This is a genomic window from Pseudomonas sp. Tul2A7, from assembly GCF_054790505.1.
Window position 1 is genome coordinate 3,541,659 of the sequence record NZ_CP186499.1, and the last position, 26,132, is coordinate 3,567,790.

General features: G+C 59.2%; 13 protein-coding genes. 6 read left to right on the forward strand and 7 right to left on the reverse strand.

All coding sequences use genetic code 11. The features are described from left to right. Positions 1 to 84: 84 nt before the first annotated feature. From ACOYXJ_RS15930 to ACOYXJ_RS15945, 4 genes are all read left to right on the forward strand, one after another. On the forward strand, positions 85 to 3,363 hold the full coding sequence (locus tag ACOYXJ_RS15930) for a hypothetical protein (protein WP_460370385.1): 3,279 nt from the start codon (positions 85 to 87) through the stop codon (positions 3,361 to 3,363). A 177-nt stretch (positions 3,364 to 3,540) separates the two neighbouring features. Next, positions 3,541 to 7,170 carry a Tc toxin subunit A gene (locus tag ACOYXJ_RS15935; protein WP_460372962.1) on the forward strand — a complete coding sequence of 1,210 codons (3,630 nt, stop codon included), beginning with the start codon at positions 3,541 to 3,543 and terminating at the stop codon, positions 7,168 to 7,170. Positions 7,171 to 7,224: 54 nt separating this feature from the next. Then, entirely contained in the window at positions 7,225 to 11,340 is a 4,116-nt protein-coding gene (locus ACOYXJ_RS15940) for a Tc toxin subunit A-related protein (RefSeq protein ID WP_460370387.1), read from the forward strand. Next, positions 11,333 to 16,054 carry an Ig-like domain-containing protein gene (locus ACOYXJ_RS15945; RefSeq protein ID WP_460370389.1) on the forward strand — a complete coding sequence of 1,574 codons (4,722 nt, stop codon included), beginning with the start codon at positions 11,333 to 11,335 and terminating at the stop codon, positions 16,052 to 16,054. The genes ACOYXJ_RS15940 and ACOYXJ_RS15945 overlap by 8 nt, the downstream gene beginning before the upstream one ends. 54 nt (positions 16,055 to 16,108) lie before the next feature. Here ACOYXJ_RS15945 and ACOYXJ_RS15950 read toward each other — a convergent pair whose 3' ends face one another. The 6 genes from ACOYXJ_RS15950 to ACOYXJ_RS15975 are packed head-to-tail and all read right to left on the reverse strand — an operon-like array spanning position 16,109 to position 22,828. Beyond that, positions 16,109 to 17,440 (reverse strand): DUF58 domain-containing protein, encoded by a 1,332-nt coding sequence (locus ACOYXJ_RS15950; RefSeq protein WP_460370391.1) that lies wholly within the window; start codon positions 17,438 to 17,440, stop codon positions 16,109 to 16,111. Continuing rightward, on the reverse strand, positions 17,437 to 18,438 hold the full coding sequence (locus ACOYXJ_RS15955; RefSeq protein ID WP_460370393.1) for an AAA family ATPase: 1,002 nt from the start codon (positions 18,436 to 18,438) through the stop codon (positions 17,437 to 17,439). Before ACOYXJ_RS15955 ends, ACOYXJ_RS15950 begins: the two co-directional genes overlap by 4 nt. After that, positions 18,435 to 19,598 (reverse strand): DUF4350 domain-containing protein, encoded by a 1,164-nt coding sequence (locus ACOYXJ_RS15960; protein WP_460370395.1) that lies wholly within the window; start codon positions 19,596 to 19,598, stop codon positions 18,435 to 18,437. The genes ACOYXJ_RS15955 and ACOYXJ_RS15960 overlap by 4 nt, the downstream gene beginning before the upstream one ends. Further along, entirely contained in the window at positions 19,595 to 21,142 is a 1,548-nt protein-coding gene (locus ACOYXJ_RS15965; protein ID WP_460370397.1) for a DUF4129 domain-containing protein, read from the reverse strand. Before ACOYXJ_RS15965 ends, ACOYXJ_RS15960 begins: the two co-directional genes overlap by 4 nt. Next, positions 21,129 to 22,106, reverse strand: a complete 978-nt coding sequence (locus ACOYXJ_RS15970; RefSeq protein ID WP_460370399.1) for a stage II sporulation protein M — start codon at positions 22,104 to 22,106, stop codon at positions 21,129 to 21,131. The genes ACOYXJ_RS15965 and ACOYXJ_RS15970 overlap by 14 nt, the downstream gene beginning before the upstream one ends. Beyond that, complete coding sequence (locus tag ACOYXJ_RS15975; protein ID WP_150794553.1) at positions 22,103 to 22,828, reverse strand: RDD family protein; 726 nt, start codon at positions 22,826 to 22,828, stop codon at positions 22,103 to 22,105. Before ACOYXJ_RS15975 ends, ACOYXJ_RS15970 begins: the two co-directional genes overlap by 4 nt. A gap of 181 nt (positions 22,829 to 23,009) precedes the next feature. Between ACOYXJ_RS15975 and sbcB the strand changes: the two genes are divergently transcribed. Further along, complete coding sequence (gene sbcB, locus ACOYXJ_RS15980) at positions 23,010 to 24,440, forward strand: exodeoxyribonuclease I (RefSeq protein WP_150794552.1); 1,431 nt, start codon at positions 23,010 to 23,012, stop codon at positions 24,438 to 24,440. Positions 24,441 to 24,540: 100 nt separating this feature from the next. Here the strand turns inward: sbcB and mvaT are convergent, their stop codons facing one another. Beyond that, entirely contained in the window at positions 24,541 to 24,918 is a 378-nt protein-coding gene (gene mvaT / locus ACOYXJ_RS15985) for a histone-like nucleoid-structuring protein MvaT (protein ID WP_016983124.1), read from the reverse strand. A gap of 337 nt (positions 24,919 to 25,255) precedes the next feature. Between mvaT and purU the strand changes: the two genes are divergently transcribed. Next, positions 25,256 to 26,104, forward strand: a complete 849-nt coding sequence (gene purU / locus ACOYXJ_RS15990) for a formyltetrahydrofolate deformylase (protein ID WP_007912774.1) — start codon at positions 25,256 to 25,258, stop codon at positions 26,102 to 26,104. Positions 26,105 to 26,132: the final 28 nt, after the last annotated feature.

Sequence of the window (26,132 nt, forward strand, 5' to 3'; positions counted from 1 at the left end):
GTCAGATCTGACAGTGGTTGCGCGTTGCGGTGGCGCCTATATTGGCGCAAGCGCGTTAGTTATCCATTGCCTGGAACTATTGAAATGAACGACAACGTTGATGACGGTGATAAAAGCAAAGCGCTGCTGAATGAAAGTGGCGGCGGTGAAACCGTGAGCATCGGGTTGGGGAACGGCTCAAATCAGCAGGCGGACAATGGACCATATTCCGAGGTATTTTGGGCCAATTCGGCGATAGTTACCCTCAAACAAACGCACCCTCGCGTACCTCAATTGACCACCCAACTGCAGTGCCAGTACAAGTTTGAACTCGGAAGTCTCTATGTAAGAACTCTGCGATACAAGATGACAACACGGAACGGCAACCAGAACCGTGCCAATATAGATCTTTACCTTAAAACCCGTACCAGTGTGGTGGTGTATTCACCGGACGCCCTTCTTCAAGATGGAGCTTGGCACGATTACTCACGCATCACTAATTCCCCCTGGGGGCCCGTTGCCGAGGGGGGACTGAAAAACAGAATTTATATTCGTGTCGATTATGACGGGCCAAACAATGATGTTGAACCATATGAGGGGTTCGGTCCTGAGCTGTACCCCGCAGCCCAACCATTCATCGATGGACCGGGGCCAAACACGATAATAGGGACGTCATTCCTTGTCTCGGGCAGCAACAGTCTTGTTGGAGGCACGATCCACGTTTACTTCAAATATGGAAATGTTTCTATTGCGGTCGGAGTTGGGCCCGGAGACATTTTCGGACGCTGGAGTGCCAACTGTAAATTGCCGTCCGGCTTGACTGAAAAAGGGATCCTGATTGCTGTACAAAAAATCGGTGATCAAACATCTGTGCTATCGAACTCGGTCGACGTTTACCCCCAACGCGGCCCAATAATTATTTACCCACCCAAGAATGCGGTGCTGCGTCTGGGCGACCCCTTGAAGTTGCGAGGTACAGGGACTTACCGTTGGGATCTCGACGCCATGACGCCGGGTGGCGGTATTCTTCACGCATCGGCCAAAGTCAAAGACGACATGACGTGGGAGGCGGATTTCAATCTTGCGAACTACCCGAGTGGGGGGAAGGTTGAGATGACTGCTGGCCACCGGAGTATGAATGATTGGTCAGGCTTGCATAGTTTCCTATTGCTGGGGAGCCCGATCATCAGCGTTCCTCAACCCCTCCAGTTAATTGATCCCAATGGCCCTATCTCCGGTACCGGGGAGAGCGGGGCCAAGGTCGAAGTGTTCGTGGATTTGAGTCTTGCAGTCAGGATCGGTCAGGCAGTGGTGGAGTCTGACGGAAGCTGGAAGATTGTGTCGTTCGAAAACCAAATGTCGCCCGGCCCTTTTTCGATTGTCGCCCGCCAGACTTTATCCGGAGTGCAGGGAAACTTTGGCGCGCCGAGGGGATTCAGAGTCCGGCCAGCCAAATTTACCGGTGTCGCCGTCGAGTGCATCGACAATTCCATCAAGTTCTCAGGCTCCGCCCACGCCGGCGCAACGGTGGTGATCACCGCACCCGGTTATGCGGTCACGCCGCCAGAGGAGGTCGAGGCAACCGGGGGCCAATGGGCAACTACCGCAACGGACTGGCCATACGGCACCTACAACCTGCAAATCGTGCAAAAAGTGGGCGACGGTGCCAGTGGCTGGATCGAGTCACTGCCTTACGATTTCAAAGTCATCAAAGTATTACCCGATGTGAGCGAGGTGACATCAACCCCTGACTATAAGCCGACGGTCACGGGTAAAGGCTCTCACGGCGCCACGGTGCAATTGTTGAACCCCGGTGGAACCGATGCAGGTTTTCCCGATGCCGTGGTGGCTAATGGTCAATGGTCGAGCACGGCGTTAACGCAATGGGGGCCGACGCGCAATTATCCCCTCAATATCAGGCAATCCCGGGACGGGCAGCATTCGCCCAACTGGGTTGCGTACTACATCAATATTCCGCCAATGGCTCCCGGTCTTGACGACCCGCTCGAGGATGAACTGTCACCCAGGCTCAGCGGCACTTGCTGGCCGGGCGCGGTGGTCAGCCTCCAGTACAGCGACGAAGATAATGTGGTGCACAAGCCAACGGTCAGCAATGACAAGTGGACATTCCGCCGCGACAAGCCGTTCGAGACGGGTGTTGAGCATACCGTCACCGTGACCCAGTTTGCCGCCGAGCAACCTTCGCTCCCGGCGAGCGCCACCTTCACCGTGAGACGGCCCATGTCCCGGCCGCGGATCACCTATCCGGACCCGACCAGCAAGGTGGGCCGTGATGTCACGGTCGAGGGCGAGAACGGTATGCAGGGTGCGGTGATGCAGTTGCGGGATGCCCAGTTTCAAAGCCCGCTGGGGCCGGAAAAAACACTGGATGCAAACGGTGCGTGGTCGATCGATCTCGCCGGACTGGAATTCCGCAGATACACCATCGATGCACAGCAAATCCTTGGCGAGCGGCCGTCCGAGCGCAGTGACCATTGCTATTTCGATGTGGTGTTATTACCGCCGCAGATCACCCAGCCGACAGAAAACGGGAAGCTGCCACGTACCGCAAAAATCACCGGCAGCGGCATGGCGAACGGGCGGGTCGAGGTCTTTCTGGAAGGTGTCAGCGAGCCTCTGCTCAGCAACATCCTGGTGAACGACAAGGGCGATTGGGAAGGTGAGGTGAAGTTGCCGGTGGGGCACACAATCATTCGTGCCCGGCAAACGTTCGTCGATGGAAACGACCAGCGGCAAGAGTCGGACCTCGGCGACGCGCGGCAATATGACGTCGTCCCGGCTGCACCGCTGATCGAAACCCCGACCGAGGATGACCCTGTCGGCAGACGCACGGTGGTGTCTGGTTTCGGTGTGCCTGGCGACACGGTCACGGTGACACTGGTCGAAGCCACGCACTCGCTGCAGTCCAGCGCCATCGTGCAGGAGGATTGCACCTGGTCGGTGACACAGGACTTCAGTTCCCTTGCCGGCGGGCCTTACGTGCTTGAGGCGGTGGCGTCGCTGGAGGAGTTCACCTCCGTCGAGGCACTGCGCCCGATCATGCTGGGTACTTTTCTGCCCACCCTCGACGCCCCGGCGGCGGGCCGCTGGGTCAGTCATCCGCTGCAGTTTGCCGGCCGCGGGCGCAAGGGCGTTGGGACAGTGGTGAGTTGGTACAACCCGGATGTGCAGTGGACGGAGCCGTTGCCCATTGCCGGTGACACATGGCACGGCGAGGCGACGCAGCCATTGCCGGAGTCCGGCAACTGGTACCGATTCAGGCAGACCCTCACGGATGAGGAGGACAGCGAGACGATATCTGACTGGGTCGAGAGCAAGCGCTTCGAGGTCGAGCGCGCACATCCGCCGGTGGAAGGTTCTTGAACGCATACCCGACGAGCGGTTGTTAAACCTGTCAGATCTGACAGTAGACACTCGACCTGTCGAAGCGCCAAATCTTAATCACTGAGTGTGCAGCCTGGTGGAAACGCCAGGTTGCTCCGGCCGGCTTTCGCCTCAAGGAACCTGATCATGGCTGATTCGCGTCGCCCCGCTTTGCAAATGTTCGATCAATTGTTTGGTGACGAACAACACGCACAAAACCTCGGGCTGGACAATCTCAAGACGTACCTTGAACAAGGGGGATCGATTTTTCCCTTGGTGGAAAAGGGCGTCCAGGGTCTGGTCAGGGAGCAGCGGCTCAGCCCGGATGACGCCCGGCGGTTTTTGCGCGGGGCCAACAGCATGGCCACGTATCTGCGTCGTCAGTTTATCGAGCAAACCCTGACGGGTGATCGGAACGCGACAACACGCAGCTCCAGCGGTTTGTTATCCATGGTTGACGGCCCCACTTATCAAGGCCTGATCGGTACCGACTTTGCTGCACTGTGTCCACCGGATGCACTGGAGTCCCTTGTCTCGCCCGTAGCGTATCTGATCGATTTGCTGCGCTGGATTCGTGACCGTATCAGGCCCGAGAACCAGGAAGAACACTATCAGTTGCACAAGCGCCGCACGGATTTGCTCGCGCTGGAGGTCGACGTCAATGCGGTCTATCAGTCGGTATCGTCGGTCGACATCATCGTCGCGGTATTGGAGCAGTTCATCGCGGCGAACATGCCCACGCCAGGACAGTCGACTGAAGACGCGTTGATCGAGGCCCGCTACCCCAACGGTCTGCCGTATTACCAGCATTGGGTCACGATTGATGCTATTGCGCAGTCCCATGACTTGTCGGTGGGAGACTTCGAGCACCGGGTCGACCTGGCTTACCCCTATTTTTTACAACCCGATGCCCGCGGAACCAATACCGGTCCCGGCTTCGCTCATGCGACGCGCCTCGGTCCCTATCAGCGGCAAATACTGACGGAAGCCCGCGAGAGCTTTGCCCAGCGTAAAGAGTTTTTCGACCGCCACTTCGGTACCAATGATCTTGATAGTTACCAGAACCTTAGTCAGGTGGAGTTTCTAGGCGAGCGAACCAAGTTGAGCAGCACGCAGATCGAAGCTTTGCTGTCGATTCGCGATGCTGCGCCGGTGCGCTCAGCCAATGTGGACTACCCGGATGAAAAACCCGAGAAACCCGAAAGTGAACGGTCGGGGTCGGTGTACATCAACAACAACACCGCACCCGCCGTGCGGATCGACGACGAGGCACAATTTCGCCATCGACTGACGGCAGACCCCGACAGGGAACAGGGCTTCAACCGCTATGACCGGATAAACCAAATGGTCCGTCTGGCCAACTGGGCCGGTTTGCCGTTCGATCAGGTCGATGCACTGCTGGTGGCTGCGATCCGGGCGGTAGAACGCGGTAAGCCTTCGGACCCCGCCGCTGCGTCAGAGATGGACATATCCAGCGGCGTCGTGCATGCCCTGGGTCTTTTTCAGACCCTGCGTGAGCTTTATGAATGCACTGCGGCGGACTTTGCCGGGTTCATCGCAGAGCTGTCGATCTACGGCCGTGGCGAGGCACTCTCGCTGTTCGACCAGATCTTCAATGATCGAACGGATTACCGCGAGCCCTTGCGGCTCGACAACCTTACGTTTCCAGTGACGCCGGCGCCGGGCGAGGTCGATCTGACGATCAGCCAGTTGTGCCGTGGCCTGGCGATTGACCCGCAGACTTATTACCTCCTGGCAACGACAGTGGCCAGAGCACATGGATTGACCGACACACTGACGCGCAGCCCGGCGATCATCTCGAGTTTTTACCGCCTGGTTCGACTGCCCCGACTGTTGCACATCACCCCCGTCGAAGGTGTGCTGATGCTGTCGGTGCTGGGCGGGATCGAGTGGGTTGATGGCTTGGCGGGTACCCCTCGTATCCACACCGTTGCAGAGGGCCCGCCAGATGTACTGGAACTGATCGAAGCCATGCACAGTTGCGTGCAGTGGTGCGCGCAAAGCGATCTGCCAGTGTTGTGGGTATTGCAGCATGCGGTCGAACCGCTGGCGGCGCAGCAACCGTCCGAGCAGGATCAGCAACTTTTCGAGCAGCTGCGCAATTTGCTGCCGACCGCATTGTTGTCCAACGGTGTGTTTCTGATGGCCGGCGTGCCGTCTGCAGGGGTCGCCGACTGGCTCGAATTCCTGGTGAACCGCGCCGATAGCCTGGTTCCTATTGTCGACGCCTATGGTCTGGTATTGCCTCAGTGGGGGACATCCGAGCAATACCTGGACGATGTCCGCGGAAAAATTGCCTGGGCGGTCGACAGTGCCTTGGGGCTGGTCGAGGAGCCATTGCGCCAAACCCTTATCGACATCATGACCGGTGTGGTTCTGCAGGCGCGCGATGCTCAGGCATCGTTGGTCAAAGAGACGCTGGCCGTGTATGCCGGTGTCGGTGTGGAGCAGGTACTACCGATCCTGAGCTGGTCAAACACCACGGTTTATAAATTGCTGCAACAAGTGCTTGAGCAAACCCCTGTGGAATCAGAGGGGGCAAGCCGAAAACAGCACCGCAATGCCGATGTGCTGCTCGATCTGCTGGCGCAGGTGCGCTGGCGCAGTGAAGTGGTGTCGACGCTGGGGTTGAGCGCGGCGCTGTTGCACGAATATCTGGATTACGGTCACGAAGCCTGGCTCGGTCAGAGCAACAGGCACGAATTGACGATACGCACACTGTATTACTTGACGACACTGACCCGTGCCTTTGCCCTGAGTGAACAACCGTCGCAGAAACTGTTGGACTATCTGCGTCAGGTCAACGATCTGTCGGATCTCACGGGGGATGCAATGAGGCTGGTGCAACAGGCCGCCGCCATCAGGCTGGCCAATTTTTTTGGCTGGAGCGTGCAGGAAGTCCGCGAGTGTGTCGACCGTATCGATCCCACCAACCTCAAGGTGTTGAAAAACCTCAGCCAACTCGATCTGTTGATGCGCGTCCGGGAGCTGTCCATCGAGACCGGCATGGATGCATTGACGATTTTCCTGATCGGCAGTCTGCCCGAAACCGTCGACAAGACAGCCTATGCCAAGGCCGCCGAACTTGCTCTGCTGGGCGCGACCAGTGAGCGCTCGCCTGTGGCGCACGTGGCAAGCGACCTCAACGAGTTGGTCTCAATTACCTGCGACGTGGTGGATAGCAGCAGTGTCGTGGCCAACAAGCCAGGTGAGCTAGCCACGTATCGGGTGAGCGTGAAAAACGCGCAAGGTCAGCCGCTGAGCGGCGTCAAGGTTCACTGGCGAGCCTCCCTGGGCAGTATTGAAACAGGTGCGACCGGCGTAGATGGAACGCTTTTAGCCATTTATACCCCGGGCAAGACTATGGGCACCGATACGCCCGTGTATTGGCTGGACCTGTTTGAGCCGCGCTACGCCACAACTATCGAAATCACCTTCGACCACAAAACGCTGACTTTTCCGTTGGCAGAACTGTCACCAACGCCCTTGGGAGTCGTGCCGGAAGGCCAGGAAGTCGAACTCTACGCGTTGCTGGAAGACGGCTACGGCAACCGCGCGCACGACTCGCTGGTGGATTGGTTCTGGAAGACTGTACCTCCGACAAAAGTGGATACCGCGACTATCAGACCCCGTCAGGGGTTCACCGATCAACAGGGACTCACGCGGGTTTTTGTGTCCAGCGAAACCGGAGGCACCTTCGTTTTCAGTGTTCGGAGTCAGTCTGGCGATAGCGAAAGCGTGTTCATCAATGCCATCACCTTCGCGGGTGAGGCGATACCGGGGTAAGCGGTTTCGCCTGGCTAACGGTTGTCCCCGGAGCATATCCCAAGGAGCAGGATCATGGCATTGAGTAACATTGGCGGGCTGCTGGAAAAACGTCGCGCGGCACTGCTCGAATACTGCATCGGCCAGGTGGCCAATGCGAAATATCCGTTCTTGAAAACGGCGGCCGATCTGTTCGAACTGCTGCGCATGGATCCACTGGACACTTACCAGGTGCGGAGTTCGTGGGTAGCCGAAGCGACCAGTTGTGCACAGCAGTACATTCATGCGGTGTATCGCAAGCTGGAACCCGGCTTTGAGAAGCAAACGTTCGACAATCGGCATCTGCTCGAATGGGAGCTGTACAACAACTACCCCGACTGGGCCGCCGTGCAGCTGATTTCGTGTTACCCGGAAAACTTCATCAATCCCTTTGTACGCCTGCGCAAGACCAGCCTGTTCAGAACCCTTGAAAACAATCTCAATCAGGCGCGCTTGAGCAACGATTCCGTGCAGTCGGCGCTGCAGGACTACCTGCAGACCTTCGAACAAACCTGCGATCTGGATGTGATCAGTTGCTACATGGACAGCATGACGCCGGCCCGCGCCAATTATTACTTTGTCGGGCGACAGCGGGTGCAGCCCTTCCAGTACTTCTGGCGCAAGGCCGAGATTGAACTGGGCAGCCAGAGTGTGGCGGTCAATCCTGCGGCCTGGAGTGAATGGCAAGCCGTGGAAATCCCCGTTGCCGACGAGGTGCTGGATATTCGCCCGGTGTTCTGGAATGGCCGGTTTTGTCTGGTCTGGGCGCAATGGCGTGTGAAGGTCGCAGCGAAAGATGGCTCAATCGATATTCCTTACAAGCTGGACATCAATCTGGCGTTCATGACCCAGAACGGCCAATGGTCGGCGCCGCTGCGCCTGCACAGTTCGGAATACGAGCGCAACCTTTTGCCGGGCACCCGGTTGATTGCGAGTGAGCGCTGCGATTATCTGGATCCCAAGGGCAAGCTGGGGGTTTTGCTGACGGGCAGGATAAGTGCGGGTACTGGTAACAATCCGCCTGAGGAACCGCTGAGGGTGCATGCGGTTTACGACGTGTTGATGCGCCCGGTCGCCGGCGACGGTGGGGCATGGCTGGATCTGGCGCTCCAGCATCGATTCGTCAGCAACGAAACGGTTCAGCATCCGCTGAGCAGCCAGGTGACGGTCGTTCCCCGTGTTGAGACAGAGGGTTTCCTGACGCCGCATATGGATCTGCAAGTCATGGCGTTGCGGGTGGGAAATGAAGACAAGATCACGGTGCAGGGATATTGCAGGCCCACCGGACTTGCCAGTGCCATGGTGAAGATCAAACTGTGGCTTGTGGGCGGTTCAGGTGAGGATCCTGAAGTGCTGGAACAAGAGCTGGATCAGGCGGGTGGTTGGGTAACCGAATCGTTGGTATCCAGCCGAGAAAAAGGCTCATGGCCGAGCTCGACCACTTTTGCATTAGCCGGCCCCACCGCTTATACCGGCGATAAGCGATTTCACCTGACCATCGTCAACCTCAAGGATTTCGTCCCGCCCTCCTTGTGCAAAAACGCTGTCGATGCGGCGCAGTTTCTTTCCTTCAATCAGTCTGACTTGCAACTGAAGTTCGTCCGGCTCAATTCATTGTTTGGCCCGGAACTGGTGCAGCGCTCCAATGGTTCCGTGGACGCCGTGCTGGACTGGAACACTCAGTTCATTGCCGAGCCGCCGCCCACCGGGGAGGCGTTCGTTGAGCCCAATGGTGCTTTCAACGGCGCCAATGGTCTGTTTTTCTGGGAGCTGTTTTTCCATCTGCCGCATTTGATGGCCACGCGCTTGCGCGATGAAGAGCGCTTCCGTGAGGCACAAAACTGGCTGCATTACGTGTTCGATCCACAGGCAACTGCCGATCCTCTGGGGCATCCAGATTATCCCAACCCAAAACCGTCGTACTGGCGTTGCCGCCCCCTGGACATCGTCAGGACTCCAGGCGATCCGGGTTGTGAAGTTCAGAACCCCACGGATCCGGATGCCATCGGCTACGCAGCACCGGCGCACATGCAGATTCTGGCATTCACCGACTATGTGAAAAACCTGATGAGCTGGGGCGACTGGTATTACCGGCAACTGACCCGCGACAGTCTGGTGGCCGCCAAGCTGTGCTACGTCCAGGCCGGGTTTCTGATGGGCAAGGCACCGACCGCCAACACGGCGACCCGTTGGCAAACCACCACGGTCGCCGACCTGCTGGAGCAGAGCACTGTGCGGCCGCGGCTCGAAGCCTTTGAAAAGACGCTGAATTTCAGCCAGGCTGATTACCCGGTCGCTTCCGATACCCCGCCGATGCTCGGATTGTTGGCCTGTGGGCCTTTTGAAATCCCCATCAATCAGTCGCTGCTCGACCTGTATGCCGCGCCTGAACTACGGATGCACAACCTGCGCCACAATCTCACCATAGAGGGCAGGCCTATGGATCTTGCGCTGTTCAGCCCGGCGACGGATCCCAATCAATTGCTGCGCGACCTGGCGACCGCTGGCGTGGCCGGGCCGAGACCGATGGGTGGGCGAATGGTGGTCAATGCCTTCCGCTGGCGTGTGACGTTCGAAGTCGCACTGCGGGCCGTGCAGGCGCTGCAGGATTACGGCAGTCAGGTGCTCAATCTGCTGGAGCGGCGTGATCGCGCCGAGCAGGAAGAATTGCAGCAAAACCATCTGGTGGAATTGGGCAGCTACGTCGAAACGGTGCAGGATCAGTCGATCGCTCAGCTGGAGGCGAATGTGACAGCGCTGCAGCAAAGCCGGACCATGGCGCAGGAGCGGGCGGATGCTTACACAGCGCTTTACAACGAAAACGTCTCGGCGATCGAATATCAGGTCATGTCGAGCCTGAAACAGTCGAAAACCTCCGCGTTGCAGGCCAGGGTCGTCAGGACCGCCGGGGGCGTCATCGGGGCGTTGCCGAAAATATTCGGCACCTCCAATGGCGGCTTCAAACCGGAACATGTGTTTGATGCAGCGGCTTTCGCCATGGAGGTTTCCTCGTCGCTGTTGCAGATCGATGCCGACAGCCAGGCCACGACCGAAGGTTACCGGCGTCGCCGAGGCGAATGGGCGCTGCAGCGTAATCAGGCAATGGCGGAGGTGCGTGCGCTCGATGAGCAAATCGTGGCGCAAAATCATGCGGTCACTGCGGCACGATCCAGCCTTGCGCAGACCCTGCGGGCCAACAGTCAGGCATTGACGGTCTACAACTATCTGAAAAAACGTGCGAGCAATGCCGAACTGTTCGGCTGGATGCTCGGCCAGCTCAAGGCGCTGCACTATCAGGCCTACGATGCGGTCATCAGCCTGTGCCTCAGCGCCCAGGCTTCGCTGGCCGCCGAAACCGGTGATTACGATACGCAAATCCCCTTGCCTCAGGTGTGGCTCGACCATCGTCATGGGCTGACCGCCGGTGAGCAGTTGCGCGGGCATCTGCTGCGTCTGGAGCGTGAATATCTGCAACGCCACGAGCGACGGCTGGAGCTGGTAAAAACCATATCCCTGCGACAGTTGTTCGACGACGACGACGAAGTGGAACCTCAGGTGGGCATTGCCAGCTGGGCGGATGCCTTGCAGCAACTGACAGACACCGGAGTACTGGAATTCAAGCTGACCCAGTTGCTGTTCGATCGCGATCATCCCGGACATTTCTGCCGGCAGATCAGTTCAGTAGAGGTCGATCTGCCGGTCCTGACCGGACCCTATGAGGACGTGCGGGCGACCTTGCTGCAGATCAGTAGCATGACGGCGACCCGGCCAACCATGCAGTCCGTGCAGTACTTGCACAATCCGGGCGGGGTAGCGCCGCTGGATGTGGTGATCAATTTGCGCAGCGCTCAGCAAATAGCCTTGTCGGTGGGGATCGCTGACAACGGTCTGACGAACATGAAGCCCGATGAAGGCCTGCTCCGTCCGTTTGAATGCACTGGCGCGATCTCCAACTGGAGATTGAGTGTCCCGTGGTCGGGTAAACGGCTGCAGGCCGCCATGCTTGCGTCGTTGACCGACATCATTGTGCGTATCCATTACACCGCCAAAGCCGGAGAGCCGACCTTCGTCCAGAAAGTCGTAGACCTGGTCACCCAGGCTGAAAACGCCAGGCTGAACAAACAGGCCAAAGGAGCGAGCGATCATGCATGAGCCAGTCATCCAAGCGAATCAAAGTCTGGTGCTCAACGGTGATTTTTCCGACCATATCACGCACTGGACTCACAAAGGGCCAGTGAGCTTAACGGGTGAAATGTATGAAGGCGCGTTTATCAGTTTCCTGGTGGCGGGGGTCGGTGGCTCGGTTACACAGCAGGTATCAGTGCCTAAAAAGCCCGATACCGGCGCCAGTTACGAACTGACATTTTTGTGCGAGTTTCGCCCGGGGCCTGACTGGTCGGGCCAGCTCGGAACGTTGCGCATCCTCAAGGGCAACACGGAGTTGATGAGCATCGAACTCAAGCGCGAGACGCTTCGCAGTCTTGAAGACGATAACGCTCGTCTGGCGGCGGCACAGCCGTTGGAGTTCATTCCGATTGCCTATCGCGAATCGCTGGATCACCTGGCGTTCGACAGCGGCGACACCTTGACCTTCGAAGTCAGCGGTGTGCCGAGCAATTCTTCAGATAATCGCTCGGTTGTGCTTATCACACGCATCGACCTTCAACTGAAACTGGAGCCCTTGAAACTGCAGGCGCTAAGTCTGGACGAGGAAACCCTGACGCCAGGCCAGACGTTGTATCTGTGCCTGGGGGCATCCCTTGGCGGCGCATCGGACGACCCTCTTTTCATGCCACACAAGCTGTCTTTTATGCCTGTAGCCGGCAGCGCCTGGCTGGATACCCAGATCGCATTGACCAGCCACGGCAACCCGATGGACGCGGTCAAGGCTGATCCTGAATGGGGTGTCGATCAGGCGCTGCTGTCGGATTGGTCGCTCGACTGCCCGGCGATCGGCGAAGAGAAAAGCGACGATTTTTCGATAAGCCTGGTTAACCAGTACAGCGCCGAACCTTATGCGATTGACGTTTCGCTGGGGCATCACCGCCTGGCCTTTCGCGAGGTACAGGAAGCGGCTTACTACCCGGTGCTTGAATATGCGCAGAGTGTCCGGCTCGGCGTGCAAGTCGTTTCGTTCTACACCGGCCAGGCACTGGATGGCCGGACAGTGACCTGGACGGCGTCCGGGCAAGGTGTACTGTTGGCCGAGATCACTGACGAGCAAGGCTGGGTTCACTTTGATTTTGCACCGAGTACTGCGGGTGATGTGGTCATCAAGGCATCGGTCGAAAGCCCTTATTACGCCAGTGGCGAAGTGACCCACGAATTTGCGGTCAAGGTGTTGGCGACTGATCCGTGGAAGGCGTTGCGATCCGTCGTCGAGGAGATAGAAACGCAGTGGGACGTGACCGGTTATCCCAACCGGGGCGCCGCGCACCCTGTCATCGTGCGCCTGCTCGACGACAGCCCGTTGCAGGGCACTGATCTGTCGCTGCACTGGAGCGGCGTCGGGCACGAGCAATTGGGGATCACGGTCAGGCCGCCGCTCGAGGAGCCGGTTCCGTTCGATGGGCGCGACAGCCTCTGGACGCTGACCAGCGAGGACCGGCTCGACGGTCGCTTTGATCTGTCATTGGTCTGCTCAAAGCTGTTGTTGCCATCTGTAGCCAAACCGATGTCGCTGGCGCGCAACCGGATCAAGGTGGGGGAGGTGCGTGAGGCCAACAAATATCCGATCGTCGACGAGGCCGAGAGCGTGCTGCTGCGGGTGCAAGCGGTGCATGAAGTGGCCAGAGGCGATGGTGATCCGGTCAGCAATGCGTTGGTCGAATGGGTGATTCCCGACGGTGACCCGGTCCACAGTGCCACTGGGTCGGGCGGCTGGGCCAGTTTGCTGTATACGCCGAAAACTGCCGGGGAAAAGACCATCACGGCCCGGCTCAAGGCGCACCCGGAAGCGATGTCGGTCGAGCACCCCTTCACCGTCACGGCCTATGCCACCAGCCCCTGGAGACGTCAGGTGAAAATCTGGCTCGACGATGCTGAGGTTCAACACAATACACTTGGCGTGCTCTGCCGACGTGGACAGACTCATACCCTCAGAGTCGAACCGGTTGCCGGCAGTGATTGGCTCGGGCGCAATATCAGTCTGCACTGGCGCGGCGTTGATCCTGATATCGGGTTGCGGCCCGCAGACTTGGGAACGCTCAAGCCATTGACGTTGCCAGGGCCGCAATGGCAACTGGTCTCCGACAGCAGCACCAGCCGCAGCAGCCTGTTTGAGCTGGAACTGCGCCTTGAAGGCGAGACAAACGTTCGCGAGTTGGCAGGACGCCTGATGTTTGCGGAACTGACGGGGGAAATGGCGCTGATGCTCGATCAGGTGCCATCGGCGCTGGATGATCGCAGCTTGTATCCGTGCCTGGGGGCCGTTCACCGTTTCAACGTTTTACCTCATGCACTGAGCCCGTTGGTGGGGCTTGAGGCATCCCTGATCTGGTCGGGCACACCGGCCGATTCACTGGGCGCGACCGTCGCCCCGCCGCTGGAGCATACGCAGACACTGAACGACGGCGGCGCAATCTGGACGCTGGACTTCACCGGCAGTGAGACGCAAGGCGATTTTGCTCTGACCCTGGCCCTGCCTCAGTTGAGTTTCGAGGCGATCGCCAAGCCGATGACACTGGCTCACAACAAAGTCAGATTCGAGGCATGGCGCGAGTCGGCGGTGGATCCGGTTGTCGGGCAAGATCCTGCGTGGATGTGGGTGCAGGTGTACTCGCATTACACCAACCGCCCCGTGGATCAGGCACCGGTGAGCTGGATCATCGATGACAATCCTCGCGATATCCAAACCACGACCGATGGCTGGAGCGGCTTTGACTTCAGGCCGCAGGTCGCCGGGGAAGAGTCGGTAACCGCAGCGGTACTCAGTCGTTATGACGACTACGAAGATCGTCGTCCAATGACAGTCAGATCGCTGGCCAGTGATCCCTGGGAGGGGCTGATGGTCAGTTTCGACAAGCAGTCGGAACAGCCAATGGGTCAACAAACGTTCTTTCCGCGACGCAAGGGTCAACATGAACTGCGCGTGCGAGCGCTGGACGGCAGTGACTTGCTGGGTCAGTACCTGACACTGGGCATGACGGAGTCCGGGCCAGCGGCACTCGGCATCCGTTTTGAGGAACCGAGGTTGGGCGATCCCAGATTGTTTTCGTCCGCAGGACTGACCTACAGGTTCCGGGTGGACGACCTCAAGGATGGCAGCTTTGGATTGCACTGCTCGTCCACGCGGCTGGCCAGTCTGTCTCCCGTGAACGCCATGTCGCTGGGACAAGGCGAACAGGTGGTGAAGATCGCTGAACGCCAGCGGGTCAATCAGACGTTGTTCTGGGGCGATGCCGTGACTGAACAGATCACGGTCATCTCCTCGATCAGCGGCAAGCCGATGGTTGGGGTCACTGTGACCTGGCGCAGCCCCGACCTTGGAGAGGTGACATCGATCACCAACTTTCACGGGGTGGCGAAGATTGAGTTTGTGCCGACTACACCGGGAGCGCTGGAGCTGACCGTATCGGTGGGCGGAGCACTGCACTCGGATTCGATAGCGTTGCCGTTTTTCGTGCATGAGCCTCGGGAAATCCAGTCGTTGATCAGTTCTGATCCGACGGGATATCCGGGGCAAGAAGTGAGCGCACAGGTCATTGTGGTTTCTGCCAGAACAGGCGAGCCCCTCGTTGATGTCGACGTGGAATGGGAATACCCGGGCATCAAGATCACCCCGACGAAAACGGATGGTAACGGCAAGGCCGAGGTCGCGTTCAGACTCCCACCGATCAAGGAGGGTTGGTTGCTTGCCGCTGTGAAGGGCGGCTACGCCGGATGGGAGGTCAGATCGATGATGTTTACCGCGATTGCAAACTCGGACACCTGGTTGCAGGAATTCACGCTTTGGCTGAATGGCGAAGAGGTGAGCCTTGTCGACGGGAAACTGCTGCTGTCTCACGCAACCGCTTACGACCTGGAATTAAGGGTAAGGCCGCACAGTTGGCTGATCCCCTGGGCTGAAGTGGCACTTGAAGACTCATCTGGGGCGCAGGCGCTCGGGCTGACGTTTGATCCGGATCTTGAAACCTTGCGTCCGGTGGACGGTGAACCCATTCGATGGTCCGTTAATAACGAAGGCCCATGGCGCAATGGCGACTTCACTTTAAAGTTGACCAGTCCCAGCATTCCGGATCGATTGTTGCCGGGGCAACTGTTTGATATCGAGGCAGAGCTGGACATGCAGTTCGACAGTTTTGCGAAGGTCTTTGGGCATGACACTTTGTATCCTTGTCATCGCGTGGCGCATGTAATCAGATTGCGGGCAAAGTCTGGCAGTTCGCTGACAGGGGCCTATGTAAGGCTGGGATGGCAAGGCGAAAGCGCCGAGAGCCTTGGATTGAGCATAACGCCTGATCTTGCACAGGAACATCAACTCGGACAAGACTGGTTGTTCTGGACTCTCGATTGCCGAGAAAGTACCCGGGATGGCGCGTTTGCCCTGACGCTGAAGACACGGAATGATCAATGGCTTATTTCGCCAGCGGCCATGCGCCTGGCGCATAACTGGGTGGATGCAGAGCGGTGGCGCGAAGACATTCAAATGGGGAACGGGGAAATAATGACCCAAAATTTCATTCGGGCGACCTCCAAATTGGAGAAAGAGCTTGCGCCGGGAGTTCAAGTCTCCGTTCAGCATTCCGATTCAAGCGAGACCTACTACGTAACAACCGATCTTGCCGGTGAAGCGTTCGTTAATACGTACAGCGGCGTAACTGCCGAACTGAAAATTTACAATCACTATGACGGCAGCACTGTCTGATCGTGAGTTTTGCTCCTGGGAATAAATCAGCACCTTTCCAGCTGAAGAAGGCGCTTAAAAACCTCCGGCACTCTTCAAGGCCAGATACCGCGTCACCAGTTCGCCCCCCAGTTCCGCTGGCCGGACATCCACTACCGGAACCCCATGAGCCCTCAAGCGCTCATGGAGTTCTGCCTGCTCGTTCAAATAACTCACCGTCCCGCAATAGGCCAGAGCCTCGGGCAAGGTTTGCACCGGTGCATGTCGCAGGGCGTCTAGCGTCTCTTCGCGCAGGCTCGCCACCATCACGCGGTGCTGTGTGCTCAGGCGTTTGACGGCAGCCAATAGTTCATCGTCGACTTCATCGCGCAGGTTGCTGACCAACACCACCAGTGCCCGGCGTTTTTGCCGGGCCAATAGTTGATTGGCGGCGGCTTGGTAGTCGGCAGGGCGTTGTGTGCTATCCAGGTCATACACTGTGTTGAGCAGCACGTTCAGTTGCCCGGCGCCTTTGACTGGCGCGAGGTGGCGCGGCTGTTCGCTGGCGAAGGTGCTCATGCCCACCGCATCGCCCTGGCGCAGGGCCACGTAACTGAGCAGCAGGCAAGCATTGAGTGCATGGTCGAAATGCGACAGCTCTCCGTCCTGGCTGCGCATCGATCGGCCACAGTCGAGCAGAAAGATGATCTGCTGATCGCGCTCGTCCTGATACTCGCGGGCAATCGGTGTGCGTTGGCGGGCGGTGGCTTTCCAGTCGATCTGGCGCAGGCTGTCGCCTTCACGGAATTCGCGCAGCTGATGGAATTCCAGACCCTGACCGCGCCGTTGGCGCTGACGCACACCGAGCTGGCTGAGCCAGTTGTCCACGGCCAGCAGTTCACCGCCGTAGAGTCGGGCGAAGTCGGGGTAGACGCGGGTCTGGTCGCTGACATCGAGCAGGCGTTTGCCTGTCCATAATCCCAAGGGACTGGGCAGGCTGACTTCGCAGTGAGCGAAGCTGAAATGGCCGCGTTGGAGCGGGCGCAATCGATAACCGAGCAGGCTGCGCCGGCCGGGTTGCAATTCAATCGACAGCGGCAGGTTTTCGAAACTCAGCCCTGCTGGCGGGTGATCGAACAGTTCAATGTGCGTCGGTTCGCTGAAGTCATGTTCGACTTCCAGGCGCACTTCACCCCAGCGGCCGAGCGCAAGACTGCCGGGCATCTGTCGGGTGACGCGGGGTGTTGGCAGACGTTGCAGGCGCAGGGCATCGAGCACCGCCAGGGCCAATAGCGCCAGCAGCAACCCCCAGTTGATCGACATCAGGCTGGCAGGGATATCGACTTCCAGTGCCCGCAAAGTGCCCAGCACGATGCCGATGGCCAGCAGCAGGGCCAGCCAGATCAGCAGCAGGCGCGCGGGTTTCACAGGCGCGGCGCCGCAATCTGGTCGAGCAGTTGCTGCAGCACCTGATCGACCTGCAGCCCTTCAATGTCCAGCTCCGGGGCGATGCGAACGCGATGGCGCAGCACTGCCAGTGCACAGCCTTTGATGTCGTCCGGGATCACGAATTCGCCGCCACGCAACAACGCGCGGGCGCGGGCACATCGCACCAGTGCGATCGAGGCGCGGGGCCCGGCGCCGAGAATCAGCCCCGGCCAGGTGCGCGTGCTACGGGCCAGACGCACGGCGTAGTCAAGCACCTGATCGTCCAGCGGCAAGTCACTGGCGATGCGTTGCAGGGCTTGCACATCCTTGGCTTGCAACACAGTGCGCAGCGGTTGCACATCGAGCATGTCGGCGCGGGTTGAACGGCTGACCTGGCGCACCATGTTCAACTCTTGGTCCGCGTCCGGGTAGTCCATGCGTACCTTGAGCATGAAGCGGTCGAGCTCGGCTTCCGGCAGGGGATAGGTGCCTTCCTGTTCGATCGGGTTCTGCGTGGCCAGCACCATGAACGGTTGCGCGATGGGCAGGGCGCGGCCTTCGAGCGTGACCTGCCGTTCCTGCATCGCTTCGAGCAAGGCCGCCTGGGTTTTCGCCGGGGCGCGGTTGATCTCGTCGGCCAGCAACAGGTTGGTGAACAGCGGGCCTTTGCGCAGCTTGAACTGCTCGGTTTGCAGGTCGTACACGGCGTGGCCGGTGACGTCGCTGGGCATTAGATCCGGGGTGAATTGAATCCGCGCAAACTCGCCACCGAAACAACGGGCCAACGCGCGCACCAGCAGGGTTTTGCCCAGCCCCGGCACACCTTCAAGCAATACGTGGCCACCGGCGATGAGCGCCGTCAACACGTCGTCGATCACCGGGTTCTGGCCGATCAGGGCCTTCTGCAATTCGCCGCGCACCGCTTGCGCCAACTGGCTGGCACGCTGGCGTTGCTGGGCGGCGTGGCTGGCGCTGCCGGGCTCGATCTGTTCGGTCATAGCGTGTTCCTCAGGGTTTGCAGGTGGGCGACCTGGCGGCAGAAATCGGCGCTGGAGATCCGCCGGTTCGGCACCGGGCTCAGGGCCTGGCTGATAGCGCGGGTGGGTTGCCGGGTCAGGCGCGACAATGCCAGCCATTGTTCGGCAACGTTCAATTGATCAAAGCCGGGATGGCGGCGGCGGGCGCGACGCAGCACATCCTGTTGCAGTGCTTGCAGCAGTGCCTGTTGGCCGTTGTGGCGCAGCAGGAAATCGGCACTGGCGCGCAGGTGCTCCTGCAACTGCCGGCGTCCGCTCGGAGCGGGTCGCTGAAGCGGGCCGTGGCGTATCGCGACGTGCCAGAGCCACAGGCCGATCAACGCGAGCAGGGCGACAATCGCCTGCGGGAAGTAGCGCCAGAGCAAGGTCAGCAGGCCATCGTGCTCGGTGTTGTAGATCAACGTGACGTCGGTGTCGGCACTCAGGTACCAGAGCAGCCAGGCGTTGTCGTATTGGCTGATGGTGTTGTTCTTCCACAGCTCGGCGTCGGTGACCACGGTGATCGAGCCAAGGCTGTAGGGCAGTTGCATCATGTGCGTGGCCTTGGCGCTGTTGGCCCAGGCTTGCGCAAGATTCTTCGGGTCGTCGAGGTGGAAGTCGGTATCGAAACCGGCGTAGGCCGGGGCGTCTTCGTCTTCCAGATAGAGTTTGGTCAATTTCGGGAAGCGGTCTGGCGCCACGTCGACGGGCAGGTCTTTCAGATCCTTGCTCAGGGATTGATGCAGTTGCACCCGATCAAGCAACAGGTCATTGCTTTGTTTGCTCTGCTCATCCCACAGCGATTCGGCGACGAACACCAGCCGCCCGCCGGCCCGCGTCCAGTTCAACACTTGCTCAACCTGACGCGGGGTCATGCGCGAGCGGTCGTTGAACAACAGCAACGTATGACGGCGAGGGTCGATTTCCGGCAGTACCGCGAGGCTTTCGGCATGGCTGACCGTGAGGCCGCGCTCACGCAAAAACAGCTCGGCCGCCAGATAAGGATTGGCTTGCGCGGCGGGTGAGGGGCCGTGATCGACTTCTTCCTGATAAGGCTTGGCCTTGAGATAGAGGAACACGCTCAGCGTCCCGATTAACAGGGCGATCAACGCCGCGACCCACCACAATGTCCGGCGACTCAACGGGCGGCTCCGGGGCCGAACAAGGCACGCCAGCCATCACACAATTCGCGTTGCAGCGGCGCTGCCGGCACGCGATGCCCGTAGGCCATGTTCTGCCAGTGGTTGGTCAGGCTGCGGCTGAAGGCGAGCAGTTCGGGGCGTTGCAATTGCTCCACGTGCGCGAGCACCTGAAGTTCGGTGTCGGCGGGTTTCAGGCTCAGATCGAAGTCGTGGAGCAGATGGCTGAGCAGCCCTCGATAGAGCAGGCCCAACGCTGCGCGGGGTTGGCTTTGCCACAGTTGTTCGGCATGGGCGGCGATGTCGTCAGGCAAGGTGTCGCGGTTCAAATCCAGACCGAAGGCTTGCTGCGGCAACGCGCGTTTTGGTTTGGAAGGCAGTCTGGGGCGGCGGCTGACAAAGGCCTTGAGAAACTCGCGATAGCGCCAGACCAGCCAGCCCAGCGCAGCAATGAGCGTGCCCCACAACAGCACTTCAATGACCTTCGCCAGCACATTCAAGTGTTGTCCGTCGAGCCAGCCCAGCAGAGTTTTCAGCCACTGCGGCGCTTCACCCGGTTTTTGTGCTTCGGCAGGTTTCGCCGGGTCGTCGCCAAAGCGATAGCGGGTGACGACTTCCTTGTTCTTGAACGGCGGCTGTTCAAGCAGCGCCTTGATACTGTCCCGGGAGGCCTGACTGGTCAGCGGCTGATTCAACAGGCGCGGCGCCTGCGGGCTGTCATCAGGCTCGGCCGCCCAGGTCGACGGCATATTCGGCAACACCAGACAGACCGCCAGCAGCAATCCCAATACAGCGTGGTTCAGACGTTGACGCAAGCGGCGGAACACCAGTTCGATGTCCCACGCTTCCAGTTGTGTGCGTCGGTTCAGATAAAGGCTGAAACCGCAGGCAACGTAGATCGGCTCCCACACCACCAGCACCAGCGCGTAGAAAGCATTGGTCAGATGTTCCAGCCAGCGCCAGTCTTGATCCGCCGCGAGAATCAGTGACTGCCAGCTCCAATCCGTTTCGACCTGTTGCGGCAGCAACATGTAGAACAGCACCATCAAGCCGATCCACAGCGCGGTTTCCAGATGCACGCCGATGATCGTCAGCCACTGCGCGGCGCCGGCGTTGCGTTGCAGCAGCACGTGCAGGCGTTGTTGCCGCGCGTTGCCATCGAGGCCTTCGAGTTGCAGCACCGGCAGCAGAAAGCTGCGGCTGAAACTCAGGCGGCGCCAGGTCAGGCTGGCCAGCAGTTGCGGTTTGAGCAGGCGCGGCCATTCGCGCAGGGCTTGCTTGAGTGTCGGCGTTTCGCCAAACAGCGCTTTCGACAGGATGTACAGCGGCAGGCGTTCGTACGCTGGTTTCAACCACCAGAAGATAAACACCGCCAGCGACGGCGAGTCCCACAGCAGCAGGCTGAGCAGGGCGAACAGCGGCAGGGTGACGATCGCCCAACTGGTCATCAGCAGACGCCGATGTTGCTGGCTCATCAGCACGCCGAGGTCCATGGCTTCCCAGGTTGTGCGCGGGCGGATCACCACGGTGGCGTCACTCAGGCGCATGGCGGGTCCGTCCGGCGAATAACAGATAGACTGCGACCAAGACCCAGAGCCCGGCGCCGACCAGATATTTGGTCAGTGGCGTGACGCTGGTTTTCGATGACCAATAGGCTTCGATAAACGCAGCAATCAGCAGGAACAACATCACGCCGCAGACCAGTAGCACACTTTTGCGCGCCGCCCGTTTCAGCGCTTCGCTGCGGGTCAGCCGTCCGGGTGCGATCAACGCCCAGCCGAGTTCCAGGCCGGCCGCGCCGGCGAGGGCAATGGCGGTGAGTTCAAAGGCACCGTGGGCGATGACGAATGACCAGAAGGTCTGGCCGAAACCGATCTCGCTGAGATGCCCGGCGACCGCACCGATGACCATGCCGTTGTAGAGAAGAAAGAACGCACTGCCCACGCCCAGCAACAAACCGCTGGCGAAAGTCTGGAAGGCAATGCCGATGTTGTGCATCACGTAGTAACCGAACATCACCCAGTCTTCGCTGGCCGCGCGCTCGGCGGGGCGCCCGAGATGGCCGGCGACAGGGTCATACATGCCTTGCATCTCGCGCACCTGATCGGCGGGGATCAGGTTGTAGATCAGTTCGGGAAACACATACACCAACACGCCGACGCCGATCAGGCTGGCGAAGAACAGCAGGCTGGCGACCAGTACAAAGGGCCATTCGGCGCGCACCAGACGGGGAAAGTCGGCGAGGATGAAACTCAGCACATTAGCGCCGAGCCGGCTGCGGTGGCGGTATAGCTGTTGATGCCCGCGTAACACCTGTTGCTGCAGTGAGTCGATTAGGAAACTGCTGTAGCCGCGCTCCTGAGCCAGCGCGAGATGCTGACAAAGCCTGCGATAGGCCTTGGGGAAACCGGCGACTTGTGAGGTGTCCTTGCCATGTTCAAGGCGTTCGAGGGCCAGCGCAAAACGCTCCCATTCGGCCTTGTGGCGACTTTCGAAAAGGCTTTGCTTCATGTCGGGCCCAACAAGCCGCGAGCGATGCCGTTGAGTTCAGCGACAGCTTTGGGCGCGGAAATATGCAGAGGCTGGGCGAGCAGCGCCGCCAGTTCATTGACCCGCGCTGAGGATAATTCCCCTTGGCGCTCGGCAAAACCCAGCACGGCGCGTTGTTCCGCGAGCGTCAGGGGGACGGGCGAACGCCGTGGTTCGGCTTCAGGCAGTTGCGGTCGACTCAGCGGGCGTTCGCTGTAGACCACCAGCGTGCCGGCAGCGATGTCGCCGAGGCGTTTGAAGGTCGGGTGGTGCAGGCAACTGAGGGTGCCAAGGAAGTAACCGAAGGGCAGCAGATCGACAAAGCGCAGCAGGTTGCGCAGCAGCGAGGCCGACCAGCCAATCGGAGTGCCGTCGTCGTGCACCACGCGCAGCCCCATCCATTGTTTACCCGGCGAGCGACCCTGACGCAGCACTTCGAACAGCACCATGTACCACCAGCTGATCGCAAACAGCAGCAGTGAACCCAGGCCTATGCCGAGCTTGCCAAGAAACGCCAGGGCGATGAGCAGCACGCCCATGATCACGCCGCGTAAGGCCAGATCGATCGCGAAGGCCACGGCGCGCACCATCAGCCCGGCGGGGCGCAACGGCAGATCGATGCCTTCCGGCGTTTCGACCTGATACCGCGTATCCAGCGGCGGGGCCAGCGGTGCTTTCCTTGGCGGTGCTGTAGGCTCGAGCATGGGCTACCTGATGTTCGCCTGTTCGGGGGGCAAGTGAGGTCGATGCTAGCAGCCTCACGGGGGGAAACGACATAACTATGTATTGCACTGCGTGTGGCTCGCAGTGATTGAATGACGCGAGGCTGGCCGCGAGCGCGGTTGAACGCCTAGACTTCGCCGATCTTCAGTTCAGGAACCGCCCGTGACTTCAATCTTCTGGTACGACTACGAAACCACTGGCATCAATCCCCGCTGCGACCGTCCGTTGCAGGTCGCCGGGATTCGCACCGACCATGACCTCAACGAGATCGATGAGCCGGTCAACCTCTACTGCCAGCCCAGCGAAGACATCCTGCCGCACCCGGCGGCGTGCGCCATCACGGGCATCACCCCGGGCCAACTCGCCGAAAACGGTTTGAGCGAAGCGGATTTCATGACCCGCGTTCATGCGCAACTGGCTGCCCCCGGCACCTGCGGGGCGGGTTACAACACCTTGCGTTTCGACGACGAGATGACGCGCTACAGTTTGTATCGCAATTTCTTCGATCCTTACGCCCGCGAGTGGCAGGGCGGTAACAGTCGCTGGGATCTGATCGACGTGGTGCGCGCCGCCTACGCGCTGCGTCCCGACGGGCTGGTCTGGCCGACGGACGACGACGGGCGGGTGACGCTCAAGCTCGAACGCCTGACCGCCGCCAACCATATTGATCACGGTCATGCCCACGAAGCCCTGTCGGACGTGCGCGCGACCATCGCCCTGGCGCGGTTGATCCGTCAGAAGCAGCCAAAACTGTATGACTGGCTGTTCCAATTGCGCAGCAAGCAAAAAGTCATGGATCAGATTCGCTTGTTGCAGCCACTGGTGCATGTTTCCGGGCGCTTCTCGGCGGCGCGCAGTTATGTTGGCGTGGTGCTGCCGCTGGCCTGGCACCCGAAAAACCGCAACGCCTTGATCGTCTGCGACCTGCACCTCGATCCGCAGGGCTTGCTCGATCTGGATGCGCAAACCCTGCGCCAGCGCTTGTACACCCGCCGTGACGATTTGCCTGAGGGCGAGTTGCCGGTGCCGCTCAAGCTGATTCATGTCAACCGTTGCCCGGTGGTGGCTCCGCTGTCGGTACTGCGTGCGCAGGATCAGCAAAGGCTGGGTCTGGACATGGCGCTTTATCAGGAACGCGCGCTGCGACTAACTGACGCACAACAAGTTTGGAAAGATAAAGTTGCTGCGATTTATGTCAGCGAAGATTTCACCCCGAGCGAGGATCCGGAACAACAGTTGTACGACGGTTTTATCGGTGACCGCGACCGGCGTCTATGTGAGCAAGTGAGGAGCGCTGACCCTTCGCAATTAGCGCAAGAGCAATGGCCTTTCGATGATGAACGTTTGCCTGAATTACTCTTTCGATATCGAGCACGTAACTTTCCCGAGACCTTGAGTTTTGAAGAGCAGGAACGCTGGCGGATATTTTGTCAGCAGCGTTTGTCCACACCTGAATGGGGTGCGCCGAATACCTTGCAATCTTTTACAGAGGCCGCAGAGCAATGGTCGCTTAGTGCGACACCGATGCAGAGAGCCGTACTCGATGAATGGCAGAATTATGTCCAGGCATTACGCAAACGTTTGAATCTTTGAAATCGAACATGATCGGCGCTAATTTTCGCGGATAAAAAAAACGCCAGCATTCGCTGGCGTTTCTTTTCGTGGCAGATTGGTCTGCGACGGGTACTGCGGCTTAGCCCAGCAGGGTAGCCCAGCCTTCAACCACATCACCGCCCCACTTGGCTTTCCACTCTTTCAGAGTTTTGTGGTTGCCACCCTTGGTTTCGATGACTTCGCCGTTGTGCGGGTTTTTGTATTGTTTAACTTTGCGAGCACGCTTGGTGCCGGTAGTTTTTACTGCGCCACCGCGTGGTGCTTTGGTTTTCGATTCTGGATCCAGCAGCGCGATGATGTCACGCAGGGATTTGGAATATTCACCCATCAGGGTGCGCAGTTTGCCTTCGAATTCCAGCTCGGCTTGCAGTTTGTCGTCTTCGGACAGGTTCTTCAAACGGGCTTGCAGCTCTTTGATAGCTTCTTCGGTGGCGCGATATTCGTTGATCAAGGACATGATTACTACCTTAGTAGAGTGCTGAATGGCAGGGGACAGTGCCGCAATAATAGTCAGGCTGTTTCATCAAGTAAACATTTAACCGGACTTTTTATTTAAATTAGTTACGAAAGAAACCGGCAATTTGAATGTTCAGTTAAATAGTGTGATGCAGTCATCACAGATATTCACAGTCAAAGGATCAAACAGGGCTCGCGCAGCGCCACGAGGGTGACGTTTGTCGCCGTCAGAAATCCGAGTGTCGAGGCAGTGCGCGCGTGGGCGCTCATCAGTACTGCAGTTTTGCCGCGCAATCGCTAGAATGGCCGCCTTTGCGAAGTTCTGGAGTTCCCCCCTCATGCGCACTTTTCGGCTGGTGATATCTTGCCCGGACCGCGTTGGCATCGTTGCCAAAGTCAGTAATTTTCTGGCAGCCCACAACGGCTGGATCACCGAAGCGAGCCACCACTCGGACAATCAGGTCGGCTGGTTCTTCATGCGTCACGAAATTCGTGCCGATTCGCTGCCTTTCGGTATTGAAGTGCTGCGCGAGAAGTTCGCGCCGATCGCCGAAGAGTTCTCGATGGACTGGCGCATCACCGACACCGAGCAGAAAAAACGTGTTGTGCTGATGGCCAGCCGCGAATCCCACTGCCTTGCTGACTTGTTGCACCGCTGGCACAGCGATGAGCTGGACTGCGAAATTTCCTGCGTGATTTCCAACCACGACGACCTGCGCAGCATGGTCGAGTGGCATGGCATTCCTTACTACCATGTCCCGGTCAATCCGCAGGACAAGCAACCGGCCTTCGACGAAGTATCGCGTCTGGTCAAACAGCACGACGCCGAAGTGGTGGTGCTGGCGCGTTATATGCAGATTCTGCCGCCGGACATGTGCCGCGAATATGCGCACAAGGTGATCAACATTCATCACAGCTTCCTGCCGTCGTTCGTCGGCGCCAAGCCGTATCACCAGGCGTCGCTGCGTGGTGTGAAGCTGATCGGCGCGACTTGCCACTACGTGACCGAAGAGCTGGACGCCGGTCCGATCATCGAGCAGGACGTGGTCCGTGTCAGCCACAGCGACAGTATCGAAGACATGGTGCGTTTCGGCCGTGATGTCGAGAAGATGGTGCTGGCTCGTGGCCTGCGTTATCACCTCGAAGATCGCGTGCTGGTGCACGGTAACAAGACTGTGGTGTTCTGATCGAACTCACGCAGGCTTGAAAAACCAA

Coding starts and splice junctions, on each gene's coding strand:
- ACOYXJ_RS15930 (WP_460370385.1), top strand. CDS start 85: ATGAACGACAACGTTGATGACGGTGATAAAAGCAAAGCGCTGCTGAAT.
- ACOYXJ_RS15935 (WP_460372962.1), top strand. CDS start 3,541: ATGTTCGATCAATTGTTTGGTGACGAACAACACGCACAAAACCTCGGG.
- ACOYXJ_RS15940 (WP_460370387.1), top strand. CDS start 7,225: ATGGCATTGAGTAACATTGGCGGGCTGCTGGAAAAACGTCGCGCGGCA.
- ACOYXJ_RS15945 (WP_460370389.1), top strand. CDS start 11,333: ATGCATGAGCCAGTCATCCAAGCGAATCAAAGTCTGGTGCTCAACGGT.
- ACOYXJ_RS15955 (WP_460370393.1), bottom strand. CDS start 18,438: ATGACCGAACAGATCGAGCCCGGCAGCGCCAGCCACGCCGCCCAGCAA.
- ACOYXJ_RS15965 (WP_460370397.1), bottom strand. CDS start 21,142: ATGCGCCTGAGTGACGCCACCGTGGTGATCCGCCCGCGCACAACCTGG.
- ACOYXJ_RS15970 (WP_460370399.1), bottom strand. CDS start 22,106: ATGAAGCAAAGCCTTTTCGAAAGTCGCCACAAGGCCGAATGGGAGCGT.
- ACOYXJ_RS15975 (WP_150794553.1), bottom strand. CDS start 22,828: ATGCTCGAGCCTACAGCACCGCCAAGGAAAGCACCGCTGGCCCCGCCG.
- mvaT (WP_016983124.1), bottom strand. CDS start 24,918: ATGTCCTTGATCAACGAATATCGCGCCACCGAAGAAGCTATCAAAGAG.
- purU (WP_007912774.1), top strand. CDS start 25,256: ATGCGCACTTTTCGGCTGGTGATATCTTGCCCGGACCGCGTTGGCATC.